Origin of the sequence: Methylobacterium sp. J-092 (assembly GCF_022829325.1) — a bacterium.
In the GTDB taxonomy this organism is placed as follows: Bacteria; Pseudomonadota; Alphaproteobacteria; order Rhizobiales; family Beijerinckiaceae; genus Methylobacterium.
The window spans coordinates 41,536-55,013 of sequence record NZ_JAKSXU010000186.1; the positions used below are offsets into that span (position 1 = coordinate 41,536).

Below are 13,478 nucleotides of genomic sequence, written 5' to 3' on the forward strand. Positions count from 1 at the left end.
GGTAAGCGCTGATGCATTCCCAACACGGCCTGACGCCCCGCCTGAAGCCGCTCTCGGCGCGCCGCAGCACCACGCTGTCGGTGCTCGACATCGGCACCAGCAAGGTCGTCTGCCTCATCGCCGAGCTGCAGCCGGCCGAAGCCCTCACCACGCTGAAGGGCCGGACGCACCTCGCCCGCATCATCGGCATCGGCCACCAGCGCTCGCACGGGCTGAAGGGCGGCGCGATCGTCGACCTCGAGGCCGCCGAGGGCGCGATCCGCCAGGCGGTGCACGCCGCCGAGCGGATGGCCAAGGTCGAGGTCCAGTCGGTCATCGTCAACATGAGCGGCGGGCGCCTCGCCTCGCAGCACTTCCAGGCGCGGGTCAACGTCCGCACCGGCACCGTCACCGGCGCCGACGTGGAGCGCGTGCTGGAGACCGCGAGCGCCCACGGCGTCAGCCCCGGCCGCGCCGTGCTGCACGCGCTGCCGACCGGCTACGCCCTCGACGGCCAGGGCGCGGTGATCGACCCCTCGGGGATGATCGGCGAGGCGCTCGGGGTCGACCTCCACGTCGTCACGGCGGAAGCCGCGGCCGCCCGCAACGTCATGCTCGCGATCGAGCACTGCCATCTCGGCGTCGAGGCGGTGATCGCCACCCCCTACGCCGCCGGCCTCTCGGCGCTGGTCGACGACGAGGCCGAGATGGGCGTCTGCGTCGTCGACATGGGCGGCGGCACCACGAGCTTCGGCGTGTTCTCCGGGGGGCACCTCGTCCACACCGACGCGATCGCGGTCGGCGGCCACCACGTCACCATGGACATCGCCCGCGGGCTCTCGACCCGGGTCGCGGCGGCCGAGCGGCTGAAGACGCTCTACGGCTCGGCCATCGCCACCCCGTCGGACGAGCGCGACATGATCGCCGTCCACGGCGTCGGCGAGGACGAGGGCGAGACCCCGAACCACGTTCCGCGCTCGCAGCTGGTGCGGATCATCAAGCCGCGGGTCGAGGAGGTGGTCGAGCTCGTCCGCGACCGCCTGCGCGCGGCCGGCTTCGCCGCCCAGGCGGGGCGTCGGGTCGTGCTCACGGGCGGCGCGAGCCAGCTCGTCGGCCTGCCCGAGGTCACCCGCCGGGTGATGCAGGGCCAGGTCCGGATCGGGCGCCCGCTCGGCATCCGCGGCCTGCCCGAGGCGGCCAAGGGTCCGGCCTTCTCGGCCGCGGTTGGCCTGCTGGTCTACCCGCAGGTGGCGCATGCCGAGCACTTCGAGCCGCGGGGGCAGCGCGCCTTCGCCGGCACCGGCACCGACGGTTACATCGGCCGCGTCTACGAGTGGCTGAAGCAGGGTTTCTAGGCGTTTTCCCGGGCGCCCTCTCGCGCCCGGCCTCGACGAATCGGCGCTTCCTCCACGGAGGCGCTCCGGACAACGCGTTAAAGGTCACGAAGGGCTCGACACCATGGCCATCTCTCTCCAGGCGCCTGACATCCGCGAACTCAAGCCCCGCATCACCGTGTTCGGTGTCGGCGGCGCCGGCGGCAACGCCGTCAACAACATGATCGAGTCGGGCCTGCTCGGCTGCGAGTTCGTCGTGGCCAACACCGACGCCCAGGCGCTGACCTCGTCGAAGGCCGAGCGCGTGATCCAGATGGGGCTGGGCGTGACGCAGGGCCTCGGCGCCGGCTCCCACCCCGAGGTCGGCTCGGCCGCCGCCGACGAGGTGATCGACGAGATCCGCGACCAGCTCTCGGGCGCGCACATGTGCTTCATCACCGCCGGCATGGGCGGCGGCACCGGTACCGGCGCGGCCCCCGTCATCGCCCGCGCCGCCCGCGACATGGGCATCCTCACCGTCGGCGTCGTGACGAAGCCGTTCCAGTTCGAGGGCCTGCGCCGCATGCGCACGGCGGAAGCCGGCATCCAGGAGCTGCAGGCGGCCGTCGACACGCTGATCGTGATCCCGAACCAGAACCTGTTCCGGGTCGCCAACGAGAAGACCACCTTCGCCGACGCCTTCGCGATGGCCGACCAGGTGCTCTACTCGGGCGTCGCCTGCATCACCGACCTGATGGTCAAGGAAGGCCTGATCAACCTCGACTTCGCCGACGTGCGCGCGATCATGCGCGGCATGGGCAAGGCGATGATGGGCACCGGCGAGGCGTCCGGCGAGAAGCGCGCCAGCCGCGCGGCCGAGGCCGCGATCGCCAACCCGCTCCTCGACGACGTCTCGATGAAGGGCGCCCGCGGCCTGCTGATCTCGATCACCGGCGGCGCCGACCTGACCCTGTACGAGCTCGACGAGGCCGCCACCCGCATCCGCGAGGAGGTCGACCAGGAAGCCAACATCATCCTCGGCGCGACCTTCGACGAGAGCCTCGACGGCATCATCCGCGTCTCGGTCGTCGCCACCGGGATCGAGCCGGCGCTGATCTCGGCCAACTCGCCGAACAACAAGGAGATCGCCGAGACCGAGCAGCGCATCGCCGAGGTGGCCGAGCGCCTGCGCTCCGAGGCCCGCTCGCGCGCCGCCCAGAACGCCCCGAGCTTTCGCGCCGCGGCCGAGCCGGCCGTGACGCAGGCTCAGCCGGCCCCCGTCCAGCCCGCGCGCCCGGCCCCCGAGCCGGTGCAGCACGCCGAGCCCCGCATCGAGGCGGCTCCGGTGATGCGCGACGACATCATGCTGACCCAGTCCCAGCCCCGCGCCGCCGCCCCGTTCGTGCCGGCCCCGGCGCCGGCCCCCGAGCCGGTCGCCCAGCACCATGCCGGCCCGTTCATGCCGCCGCGCCCGGCAGCTCCCGTCGCCGCCCCGCTCGCCCGCGCCCCGCGGATGCCGCAGATCCACGAGCTGCCGCCGATCGCCCAGACCCAGATCGCCGCCAGCCGCGGCGAGCCGGTCGACAACCAGGGCGACACCAAGCGCACCAGCCTGCTCCGCCGCCTCGCGACCGTCGGCTTCGGCGGCCGCCGCGAGGAAGCCGAGCCGGCGCCGGCGCCCCGCGCCCAGCCGCAGGTCCAGGCCCCGATGCCGCCGGCCCCTCGGGTCCAGGCTCCGGTCGCCCCGACCTACCGCCCGGCGCAGGGCAACCTCGACGCGCAGGGCCGCATGGCGACCCAGCCGCGGATGATGGACGACGACCAGCTCGAGATCCCGGCCTTCCTCCGCCGGCAGGCCAACTGATCCGACGCTCACCGAGACCCCGCGGGCGAAGGTCCGCGGGACTTATCCGCGCGATTCGCCGCCTGGCCGGGATGCCGCCCTGGCGCCTGTCGCACCGCAGCATGGATCCGCCGCTCCGCGAGGGCCGGCGGGTTCTTTCGTCGTTCCGGGCGCCGTTTCCGGTCCCGTCGCGCGGCCTCGGCCCCGGTCATGGTGCCTCGAAGACACAGCGCGCCGCGGTTGTAGAGGGCTTGTTAACCATTCGTTAACATGTTGCACTGGAACGATATTCCCGAGATCGCGGCGCAAGCGTGTCTGTAACACAGCGTAAGAAAGCGTGATTTGGCCGTGCTGTGCGCCGCAGCTATAAAAATCTCGGACCAACGAATAGCGGCGCGGTTTTTGGACCGACGCCGCACGCAGGGGCTTCAAGCAGCGGACGGATCGGAAGGCGACGTCACCACGCGAAATGCGGGTTGGCGTGGCCGGATCGCGGCCGAGGGCTAAGGAATGCGGACGAACCAACAAACAACCCTCAAGGGCGCGACCGTGCTGAGCGGCATCGGCGTCCATTCCGGAAACCCGGTTGCGATCACGCTGCGCCCGGCTTCCGCGAACCACGGCATCGCTTTCCTCCGCACCGGAATGGCCTCCGGCAACGACCGTCTGATCAAGGCCCACCACGCCTGTGTTTCCGCGACCGAGCTCTGCACCGTGATCGGCGACGTCGAATCCGGTGCGGTCGCCACGATCGAGCACCTGATGTCCGCCTTCTACGGCCTGGGCGTCGACAACGCGCTGGTCGAGATCGACGGACCGGAAATGCCGATCCTCGACGGAAGTGCGCTCCCCTTCGTCAAGGCGATCGACGCGGTCGGCATCGCGCAGACCGGCACCGCCCGCCGCTGGATCAAGGTGCTGCGCCACGTCCGCATCGAGGCGGGCACCGCCTTCGCCGAGCTGCGCCCGATCGACCGGGGCTTCCGCCTCGACGTCGAGATCGATTTCGAAAGCCCGGTGATCGGCCGCTCGCGCAAGGCGATGGACCTCACCGCCGCCGCCTACCGCCGCGAGATCGCCCCCGCCCGCACCTTCGGCATGATGAAGGACGTGGAGCGCTACTGGAAGGCGGGCTTCGCCCTCGGCGCCTCCCTCGAGAACACCGTCGCCGTCGGCGAGACCGACGTGGTCAACCCGGAGGGCCTGCGCTTCGCCGACGAGTTCGTCCGGCACAAGTTCCTCGACGCGGTCGGCGACCTCGCGCTCGCCGGGCTGCCGCTCCAGGGCGCCTACCGCTCCTATTGCGGCGGGCACCGCATGAATGTCGGCATCCTCGAAGCCCTGTTCGCCGACCGTGCGAACTACGCGATCGTCGAGGCCCAGGGCACCCGCCGCGAGACCGCGCTCGCCGAGTTCGGCGCCGGCCTCGGCATCGCCGCCTTCGCCGGCGACCTCTGAGATCTCTCCGGCAAACCGCCTGCCGCCCGCGGGCGATGTGGCCTGCAAGACACAGCCGCCCGCCGATCTGCGGGGGCGTGGAACCGCCGCTTTCATGCCCGAATCTGGCGCCACGGTGAATCGTCCGTGAAGAGCGCGGCAGTCCGGGATGCGGTGGCACCTCGGACCCGGTAGAGTGCCGGCGCCGACACGACGTCATGATGGCTCAACGGCGCGCTGCGACGCAGGACGCGCCCGTTCGGGGGAAGAACCGCCAATGCCTGTCACCCTTCGGACCCGCGGAGCGGCGGCGGCCGTGCTCATCACCGCCTTCGGCCTCGGTCTCGGCGGCTGCGACGCGCTCGACCCGACCAACCTGTTCGCCGACAAGTACAAGCCCGAGGTCGTGCAGGACACGCCGGCCGACAAGCTCTACAGCGAAGGCTTGGCGAAGATGGAAGACAGCGACTACGAGGGCGCCGTCAAGAAGTTCGATTCGCTCGACAAGCAGTACGCCTATTCCGACTGGTCGCGTCGCGCGCTGCTGATGACGGCCTACGCGAACTACGAGGGCCAGAAGTACGACGACGCGATCACCGCCTCGAAGCGCTACCTGCAGCGGCACCCGGCGAGCAAGGACGCAGCCTACGCCCAGTACCTGATGGCGATGTCGCAGTACAAGCAGATCCCCGACGTCACCCGTGACCAGGACCGGTCCGAGAAGGCGCTCGTCGCCCTGCAGGAGCTCGTCCAGAAGTATCCGACCTCGGAATACTCGACCGACGCGAAGGCCAAGATCCAGATCACCCGCGACCAGCTCGCCGGCAAGGAGATGGAGGTCGGGCGCTACTACCTCGAGCGCCGCAACTTCCCTGCCGCGATCAATCGCTTCCGCGACGTGGTGAGCAAGTATCAGACGACGCGTCACGCCGAGGAGGCGCTGGAGCGGCTGACCGAGGCCTACATGGCGCTCGGCATCACCGCCGAGGCACAGAACTCGGCCGCCGTGCTCGGGCACAACTTCCCCGACAGTCCCTGGTACAAGGACGCGCACGCCCTCCTGCAGAACGGCGGCCTCGAGCCGCGCGAGGAGAAGAGCTCGTTCCTCAGCAAGATCTACTCCTCGGTGATGGGCCGCACGGCCGCCGCCCAGTAGGCCGCCCGCGCATCACGACCGGACGCGACTCGCGGGCGGGGCTTCGGCTCCGCCCGTTTCGCATTTCGGGGGTGCGGTCGGCCCGGCATCGGCCTACATGACGGCTTCGTATTTCCCTTAAGTTTGGGTTGCCCGGCCGGACGACGGCCGGCGCCCCGGAGGCTCGAAGGCGCGGCATGCTGGTGCAGCTCGCGATCCGCGACATCGTCCTGATCGACCGGCTCGACCTGAACTTCTCCGGCGGGCTCAGCGTGCTCACCGGCGAGACCGGCGCGGGCAAGTCGATCCTGCTCGACGCGTTCAGCCTGGCGCTGGGCGGGCGCGGCGACGGCTCCCTCGTGCGCCACGGCGAGGCGCAGGGCGGCATCACCGCGGTGTTCGACGTCGGCCTCGACCATCCCGCCCGGCGGATCGCCGCGGAATCGGAGATCGACACCGAGGGCGACCTGATCCTGCGGCGCACGCAGATGGCCGACGGGCGCACCCGCGCCTTCGTCAACGACCAGCCCGTCGGCGTGCAGGTGCTGCGCGCGATCGGCGCGGCCCTGGTCGAGATCCATGGCCAGCACGACGACCGCGCGCTCGCCGACGTCACCACGCACCGCGCCATCCTCGACGCCTTCGGCGGCCTGAGCGGCCCGCTCGACGCGGTCGCGAAGGCGGCCAAGACCGTCCGGGTCGCCCGCACGACGTTGGCCGAGCATCGCGCCCGCGTGGAGACCGCGCGCCGGGAGGCCGACTTCCTGCGCCACGCGGTCGAGGAGCTGGCGGCCCTCGATCCGAAGCCCGGCGAGGAGGCGACCCTGGCCGAGCGCCGCACCGTGATGCAGCAGAGCGAGAAGGTCGCGCGCGAGCTGAACGACGCGCTCGCCGCCGTCGGCGGCTCGCATTCGAGCGTGCCGCAGCTCTCCTCGGCGATCCGCAAGCTCGAGCGCCGGGCGGCGCAGCTGCCGGCTTTGGTCGAGCCCTGCGTCGCGGCGCTCGACGCCGCCCTCGTCGCCCTCGACGAGGCCCGCGCCGTCCTCGACGCGGCGGTGGCCGAGGCCGAGTTCGACCCGCGCGAGCTGGAGCGGGTCGAGGAGCGGCTGTTCGCCCTGCGCGCGGCCTCGCGCAAGTACGACGTCGCCGCCGACGACCTCGCCGCCCTGCGCGAGCGCTACGAGGCGGACGTCGCCGCGATCGATGCCGGCGAGGAGGCGCTCGCCGGCCTTGAGGCGACGCTGCAAACGGCCGAATCGGCCTACGCCAAAGCCTCCGAGAAGCTCAGCGCGGGGCGTCGGCGCGCGGCCAAGGCGCTCGACGCCGCCGTGCAGGCCGAGCTGCCCCCGTTGAAGCTCGAGCGCGCCCGGTTCATCACCGAGATCGTCACCGATCCCGAATCGCGCGACGCCGCCGGCATCGACCGGGTCGCGTTCTGGGCGCAGACCAATCCCGGCACCAAGGCCGGCCCGATGATGAAGGTGGCGTCCGGCGGCGAGCTGTCCCGCTTCATGCTCGCCCTCAAGGTGGTGCTCGCCGACAAGGGCTCGGCGCCGACGCTGATCTTCGACGAGATCGACACCGGCGTCGGCGGCGCGGTCGCCGACGCGATCGGCGCGCGGCTGGCGCGGCTGTCGCAGGACGTGCAGGTGGTGGCGGTGACGCACGCGCCCCAGGTCGCGGCGCGCGCCGGCACGCATTTCCTGATCGCCAAGGACGCGGTGAAGGGGGCTGGCCGCGTCGCCACCCGCGTCGCCTCGCTCCCCGTCGCGGCCCGCCGCGAGGAGATTGCCCGCATGCTCGCTGGCGCCACCGTCACCGACGAGGCCCGCGCCGCCGCCGCCCGCCTGCTCGAAGGCGCGGCGGTCTAGGATCGGATACCGATGAGCGCGCAGAACGGTCGGTTAAGGTTAATCCCTCCTTAACCATCCGGACCGACACTGTTGGGATCCGGTGGCGAAACCGATTCGCGGATGCCGGCGCTTCCATGTTCCGGGGGGGACCATGCATCAGGCCGCAGCCAAGTTCGAAGTCCTCGCGTCGCATCGCAACGGCGCCAGCGTCGACACTCATCATCTCGGCCAGACCCTGCGCACCGTCTACGAGGGCAGCGTCGACAAGCAGCCGATCCCCGATTCCCAGGTCGACCTCCTGCTGCGCATGCGCCAGAAGGAGCGCGACCGCCGCCGCAGCGCCTGAGGCTGGGAGGCGGCCCGCACGCGGCTCGCCGCGGGGGACGACCCGTCGATCGTGGGGCGGAGTGGCGAGGTTCGCCCGATCGCCGCGAGACGCGGGACCCAGCCGAGACAGGCTACCAGCGGCGGGCGCCCGGGCGACGCTGGTATTCGGCTGCGCGGATGCGCGTCAGCACCCGGTCGAGGCTCATCAGCATCGACGCCTCGTCGGCGCGGGCCCGCTCGGCCTCGCCCGGCTCCGTGCTAAAGTTCTGCCGTGCCTTCGCCAGCGCCAGGTCGCGCTCCAGGGCCTCGCGCTCGGCGTGGAGCGCCTGGTAGGCGTGGTCGTCGGGGAGCGGCGCACGCGTCGGCGCCGCAGGCGAATCGTGGGACACGGGATCGACCTTCCGATCCGGCGAGCCGCGGCGGGATGCTCGCGACAGGGCCCGGATCGCAATGAGAACGCGCCAACACCGTAAAGCGTGCCATCGCCACAGCATTCGCCGGCCGCGTTCGCGCTCGCCTCAAGCCCTGGTTGCGCCGTGTCATGCGGCTGTCATCTGCGTGCCCTAACGGCGGCGGTGTCGAGCGATGCGGCCGCGGCCGCCGGGTCGCCGGGTGGCCCGCGCGAATGCGAACGCGCGGATCGCGCTGCCCGGCACGCTCGACGGATGACGGAGATCGATGTGAAACCCTTCACCTACGCGCTCGCCCTCGGCCTCGCGACGGCGCAGCTCGCCTTTCCGGCGCTCGCCGCCGACATCACCGGCGCCGGTGCGACCTTCCCGTTCCCGGTCTATTCCAAGTGGGCGGAAGCCTACCGCAAGGACAGCGGCACCGGCTTGAACTACCAGTCGATCGGCTCTGGCGGCGGCATCAAGCAGATCCAGGCCAAGACGGTCGATTTCGGCGCCACTGACGCGCCGCTGAAGGGCCCCGCCCTGGAGAAGGACGGCCTCGTCCAGTTCCCGACCGTAATGGGCGGCGTCGTCGCCGTCGTGAACATCCCCGGCGTCGAGCCGGGCAAGCTCAAGCTCACCGGCGACGTGATCGCCGACATCTACGCCAACAAGATCACCAAGTGGTCGGACCCGAAGATCGCCGCGCTCAACGAGGGGCTGAAGCTCCCCGACGCGAACATCACCCCGGTCTACCGCTCGGACGCCTCGGGCACGACGAACATCTTCACCACCTATCTCAGCCAGGTCTCCGAGGGCTGGAAGAAGGAGTTCGGCGCCGCCACCACCGTGAGCTGGCCCGCCGGCCAGGGCGGAAAGGGCAACGAGGGCGTCACCGCCACCGTCAAGCAGGTTCCGAACGCCATCGGCTACGTTGAGTCGGCCTATGCCAAGCAGAACAAGCTCAGCTATGCGCTGATCCGCAACAAGGCCGGCAAGTTCCCGCAGCCGGACGACAAGGCGTTCCAGGCGGCCGCCGCCAGCGCCGACTGGAAGAGCGCGCCCGGCTTCGGCATCACGCTCACCGACCAGGCCGGCGACGACGCCTGGCCGATCACGGCGGCGACCTTCATCCTCGTCCACAAGGAGGCCGCCGATCCGGCCAAGTCCGCCGACGTGCTGAAGTTCTTCGACTGGGCCTACAAGAACGGCGACAAGCTCGCCTCCGACCTCGACTACGTGCCGCTGCCGGACGCCGTCGTCGGCCTGATCCACGAGGAGTGGAAGCAGGTAAAGGGCAAGGACGGAAAGCCCGTCCTCGGCATGTGAGGCCGAACTCGCGGGGCCGCACGCGGCCCCGCGGCCGATCGCGACGAGCGGACGGCCCGCGCGAAGCGCGAGCGCTGCCCGTTCCCCGAGCGGGCGCATCGTCCTCGCCGGATCTCGCCCGCGCGTCCGGCCCCGCCCTCGCGCCCGGCCGTTCGGCGCGCTACCACGCCAGCCGGTGAAAAGAACCGCGGATGACCGCCTTGACTGAACAGATCGCCGTGACGCGCGCCGCCTCGGGCGCACGCCTGCGCAAGGGGCCGAGCAAGGGCCTCGACGCTCTGTTCCGCGCCGCCGCCTACGGTTCGGCCCTGCTGGTGCTGCTGGTGCTCGCCGGCATCCTCGGCTCGATCCTCTACGGCGGCTGGCCCGCCTTCCGCGAGTTCGGCTTCGGCTTCCTCACCTCGAGCGCCTGGAACATCGGCACCGAGCAGTACGGCGCCCTGGTCGCCGTCACCGGAACGCTCGCCTCCGCGGTGCTCGCCCTGGTGATCGGCGTGCCGATCTCGCTCGGCATCGCGATCTACCTGACGCAGCTCTGCCCCGGCTGGGCGCGCAAGCCCGTCGGCATGACGATCGAGCTGCTCGCCGCCGTGCCCAGCATCATCTACGGCATGTGGGGCCTGTTCATCTTCGCGCCGCTCTTCGCCCGATTCGTGCAGATGCCGGTGTCGAACCTGGTCGAGGGCATGCCGATCGTCGGCACGCTGTTCTACGCCCGCGTGCCCTCGGGCGTCGGCGTGCTCACCGCCGGCATCATCCTGGCGATCATGATCGTGCCGTTCGTGGCCTCGATCGCCCGCGACATGCTCGACCAGATCCCGACGATCCTGCGCGAGAGCGCCTACGGCATCGGCTGCACCACCTGGGAGGTGGTCCGCCACGTGCTGCTGCCGCAGGCCTCGGTCTCGATCATCGGCGCGATCATGCTCGGCCTCGGGCGCGCCCTCGGCGAGACCATGGCGGTGACCTTCGTGGTCGGCAACGCCAACCGCCTCTCGGCCTCGGTGTTCGATCCCGGCTCGACCATCGCCTCGCGCATCGCCAACGAGTTCAACGAGGCCGACGGCCTGCAGCTGAACTCGCTGATGGCGCTCGGCTGCATCCTGTTCGCGATCACCTTCGTCGTCCTGATCATCGCCCGCTTCCTGACGCGCCGCGTCAAGGTCGCCTGAGGGATTCGCCATGGACGCTCCCAACACGATCCGTCCGGCGCCGGCCCTGAAGCCGGCCCGCATCCGCGGCAGCCGCCGGGTCGCCGACCGCACGCTGCGGATCGCCTGCCTGGCGGCTACCGTGCTCGGCGCCTTCGTCCTCGGCTCGATCCTGCTGATGCTCATCGTCGAGGGGGCGCGCGGGTTCTCGCCGCTGCTGTTCACCCAGCCGACCCCCGGCCCCGGCTCGGAAGGCGGCGGCATCGCCAACGCCATCCTCGGCAGCCTCGTGCTCACCGGCATCGGCATCCTCATCGCCACGCCGATCGGGCTGATGGCCGGCACCTACCTCGCCGAGTACGGCCGCGGCTCGAAGCTCGCCGAGGTGATCCGCTTCCTCAACGACATCCTGCTCTCGGCCCCCTCGATCCTGATCGGCCTGTTCGTCTACACCCTGATGGTGCGGCCGATGGGGACCTATTCCGGCTGGGCCGGCGGCGTCGCGCTGGCGATCATCGCGACCCCTGTGATCGTGCGCACCACCGAGGACATGCTGCGCCTCGTCCCCGGCACGCTGCGCGAGGCCGGCGTGGCGCTCGGCGCCCCGATGTCGACGGTGATCCGCAGCGTGACCTGGCGGGCGGCCTCGGCCGGCATCGTCACCGGCATCATCCTCGCGCTGGCCCGCATCGCCGGCGAGACCGCACCGCTCCTGTTCACGGCGCTCAACAACAACTCGTGGTTCAGCCCGGACCTGATGGGCGGCGTCGCGAACCTGCCGGTGATGATCTACCAGTTCGCCCTCTCGCCCTACCCGAACTGGCAGCAGCTCGCCTGGGCCGGCGCGCTCCTGATCACCATGACGATCCTGCTGCTCTCGGTCGTCGCCCGCTTCGTCATCAAGCCGCAGCGCGCCCGCTGATCCGCCGCCGGCATCCACGAGGAACACGACGATGAACGCCGCTCCCGCGATCAACGCCACCCGGTTCGACGGCCGCAACCCGGCCGACGAGCACGCGCCGATCCGCATCAGCGCCCAGGCCCTGAACTTCTACTACGGCCAGTTCCACAGCCTGAAGAACATCAACCTCGACTTCCACGACCGGCAGGTGACCGCGCTGATCGGCCCCTCGGGCTGCGGGAAGTCGACCCTGCTGCGCACCTTCAACCGGATCTACAGCCTGTACCCGGAGCAGCGCGCCGAGGGGCAGGTGCTGCTCGACGGCCAGAACATCCTCGATTCCGGCGTGGACCTGAACGAGCTGCGCTCGCGCATCGGCATGGTGTTCCAGAAGCCGACGCCGTTCCCGATGTCGATCTACGACAACGTCGCCTTCGGCCTGCGGCTCTACGAGAAGCTGCCGAAGTCCGAGCTCGACGGCCGCGTCGAATCGGCCCTGCGCAAGTCCGCGCTGTGGGACGAGGTGAAGGACAAGCTCAAGCAGTCCGGCATGGGCCTCTCCGGCGGCCAGCAGCAGCGCCTGTGCATCGCCCGCACGGTGGCCCAGAGCCCGGAGGTGATCCTGTTCGACGAGCCGACCTCGGCCCTCGACCCGATCTCGACCGGCCGCATCGAGGAGCTGATCGAGCAGCTGCGCAGCGAGTTCACGATCGTCATCGTGACGCACAACATGCAGCAGGCGGCCCGCATCTCGCAGTTCACCGCCTTCATGTATCTCGGCGAGGTCATCGAGGTCGGCCCGACCAACCGCATCTTCATGAACCCGACGGTGCGCCAGACCCAGGACTACATCACCGGCCGCTTCGGCTGAGCCGCACCCGGATCGTTCGAGGACCCACGCCCATGCCCGGCCACATCGTCACGTCCTACGACACCGACCTCGAAGACCTGCGCCGCTCGATCTCCGAGATGGGCGGCGTCGCCGAGAAGATGATGACCGAGGCGACCGACGCGCTCGTCCGCCGCGACACCCAGCTCGCCCAGGCGGTGATCGTCGCCGACAAGCGCCTCGACACGCTGCAGCGCGAGATCGAGGAGCGCGCGGTGCTGCTCATCGCCCGGCGCCAGCCGATGGCGATCGACCTGCGCGAGACGATCTCGGCGATCCGCGTCTCGGGCGACCTCGAGCGCATCGGCGACCTCGCCAAGAACATCGCCAAGCGCGTCGTCGCGATCAGCGATCAGGCCCAGGCCCAAAAGATCGTGCTCGGCGTGCAGCACATGAGCGACCTCGTCCAGGAGCAGCTCAAGGACGTGCTCGACGCCTATGCCAGCCGCGACGTCAACGCGGCCCACAACGTGTGGGAGCGGGACGGCGAGATCGACGCGCTGTACAACTCGCTGTTCCGCGAGCTGCTGACCTACATGATGGAAGACCCGCGCAACATCTCGTTCTGCACGCATCTGCTGTTCTGCGCCAAGAACGTCGAGCGTATCGGCGACCACACCACCAACATCGCCGAGACGATCCACTACCTGTCCACCGGCGAGAACCTCGCGGGCGACCGCCCGAAGAACGACGCCTCGAACTACGCGACGGTGGCACCGGGCGCCTGAGGGCTGCCGTCTCCGCCCCTCCTCCTCTGCGGGGGAGGGTGGGCCTCGCGTGAGCGGGGGCCGGTTTTCTTCAGTCACTTAGGTTGTCCTATGAATACCCCTCCCGCGTGAGATCTACCGATCCGTGATTTAAATCAACCCATGATCCACACAGGTTCGGACGTGCATGCCGTCCCTACATGCACGTCCGAAGAAGCTGCT

12 protein-coding genes are annotated in these 13,478 nt (G+C 70.4%); 11 read left to right on the forward strand and 1 reads right to left on the reverse strand.

The features are described 5' to 3' along the window. Window positions 1-11 precede the first annotated feature (11 nt). The 6 genes from ftsA to MKK60_RS22275 all read left to right on the forward strand — a co-directional run bounded on the left by ftsA (window position 12) and on the right by MKK60_RS22275 (window position 7,906). A complete protein-coding gene (gene ftsA, locus MKK60_RS22250) occupies window positions 12-1,334 on the forward strand; it encodes a cell division protein FtsA (RefSeq protein ID WP_147729212.1) in 1,323 nt (440 codons plus the stop codon). Window positions 1,335-1,437: 103 nt separating this feature from the next. Further along, window positions 1,438-3,156, forward strand: coding sequence for a cell division protein FtsZ (gene ftsZ / locus MKK60_RS22255; RefSeq protein ID WP_243988608.1), 1,719 nt, complete (start codon window positions 1,438-1,440; stop codon window positions 3,154-3,156). A 489-nt stretch (window positions 3,157-3,645) separates the two neighbouring features. Then, window positions 3,646-4,593, forward strand: coding sequence for a UDP-3-O-acyl-N-acetylglucosamine deacetylase (gene lpxC, locus MKK60_RS22260; RefSeq protein WP_147728110.1), 948 nt, complete (start codon window positions 3,646-3,648; stop codon window positions 4,591-4,593). Window positions 4,594-4,849: 256 nt separating this feature from the next. Beyond that, a complete protein-coding gene (locus MKK60_RS22265) occupies window positions 4,850-5,728 on the forward strand; it encodes an outer membrane protein assembly factor BamD (protein WP_147728111.1) in 879 nt (292 codons plus the stop codon). Window positions 5,729-5,904: 176 nt separating this feature from the next. After that, window positions 5,905-7,578, forward strand: a complete 1,674-nt coding sequence (gene recN / locus MKK60_RS22270; protein WP_147843379.1) for a DNA repair protein RecN — start codon at window positions 5,905-5,907, stop codon at window positions 7,576-7,578. Window positions 7,579-7,711: 133 nt separating this feature from the next. Beyond that, on the forward strand, window positions 7,712-7,906 hold the full coding sequence (locus MKK60_RS22275; RefSeq protein ID WP_147728113.1) for a hypothetical protein: 195 nt from the start codon (window positions 7,712-7,714) through the stop codon (window positions 7,904-7,906). A 112-nt stretch (window positions 7,907-8,018) separates the two neighbouring features. Here the strand turns inward: MKK60_RS22275 and MKK60_RS22280 are convergent, their stop codons facing one another. Next, complete coding sequence (locus MKK60_RS22280) at window positions 8,019-8,276, reverse strand: hypothetical protein (protein ID WP_147728114.1); 258 nt, start codon at window positions 8,274-8,276, stop codon at window positions 8,019-8,021. A gap of 291 nt (window positions 8,277-8,567) precedes the next feature. On the opposite strand from MKK60_RS22280, the gene pstS reads away from it, so the two are divergent. From pstS to phoU, 5 genes are all read left to right on the forward strand, one after another. Then, window positions 8,568-9,608, forward strand: coding sequence for a phosphate ABC transporter substrate-binding protein PstS (gene pstS / locus MKK60_RS22285; protein WP_147728115.1), 1,041 nt, complete (start codon window positions 8,568-8,570; stop codon window positions 9,606-9,608). A gap of 191 nt (window positions 9,609-9,799) precedes the next feature. Then, window positions 9,800-10,780 (forward strand): phosphate ABC transporter permease subunit PstC, encoded by a 981-nt coding sequence (gene pstC, locus MKK60_RS22290; protein ID WP_147728564.1) that lies wholly within the window; start codon window positions 9,800-9,802, stop codon window positions 10,778-10,780. 10 nt (window positions 10,781-10,790) lie between these two features. Next, a complete protein-coding gene (gene pstA, locus MKK60_RS22295; RefSeq protein ID WP_147843377.1) occupies window positions 10,791-11,681 on the forward strand; it encodes a phosphate ABC transporter permease PstA in 891 nt (296 codons plus the stop codon). A gap of 31 nt (window positions 11,682-11,712) precedes the next feature. Beyond that, window positions 11,713-12,531: a phosphate ABC transporter ATP-binding protein PstB gene (gene pstB, locus MKK60_RS22300; protein ID WP_147728562.1), complete on the forward strand. Its 819-nt coding sequence runs from the start codon at window positions 11,713-11,715 to the stop codon at window positions 12,529-12,531. 32 nt (window positions 12,532-12,563) lie between these two features. Next, entirely contained in the window at window positions 12,564-13,277 is a 714-nt protein-coding gene (gene phoU, locus MKK60_RS22305) for a phosphate signaling complex protein PhoU (protein WP_147728561.1), read from the forward strand. The last annotated feature ends 201 nt before the right edge of the window (window positions 13,278-13,478 follow it).

Bases quoted from the DNA above. Each gene is read 5' to 3' on its own strand.
- ftsA (WP_147729212.1), top strand. From the start codon at position 12: ATGCATTCCCAACACGGCCTGACGCCCCGCCTGAAGCCGCTCTCGGCG.
- ftsZ (WP_243988608.1), top strand. From the start codon at position 1,438: ATGGCCATCTCTCTCCAGGCGCCTGACATCCGCGAACTCAAGCCCCGC.
- lpxC (WP_147728110.1), top strand. From the start codon at position 3,646: ATGCGGACGAACCAACAAACAACCCTCAAGGGCGCGACCGTGCTGAGC.
- MKK60_RS22265 (WP_147728111.1), top strand. From the start codon at position 4,850: ATGCCTGTCACCCTTCGGACCCGCGGAGCGGCGGCGGCCGTGCTCATC.
- recN (WP_147843379.1), top strand. From the start codon at position 5,905: ATGCTGGTGCAGCTCGCGATCCGCGACATCGTCCTGATCGACCGGCTC.
- MKK60_RS22275 (WP_147728113.1), top strand. From the start codon at position 7,712: ATGCATCAGGCCGCAGCCAAGTTCGAAGTCCTCGCGTCGCATCGCAAC.
- pstC (WP_147728564.1), top strand. From the start codon at position 9,800: ATGACCGCCTTGACTGAACAGATCGCCGTGACGCGCGCCGCCTCGGGC.
- pstA (WP_147843377.1), top strand. From the start codon at position 10,791: ATGGACGCTCCCAACACGATCCGTCCGGCGCCGGCCCTGAAGCCGGCC.
- pstB (WP_147728562.1), top strand. From the start codon at position 11,713: ATGAACGCCGCTCCCGCGATCAACGCCACCCGGTTCGACGGCCGCAAC.
- phoU (WP_147728561.1), top strand. From the start codon at position 12,564: ATGCCCGGCCACATCGTCACGTCCTACGACACCGACCTCGAAGACCTG.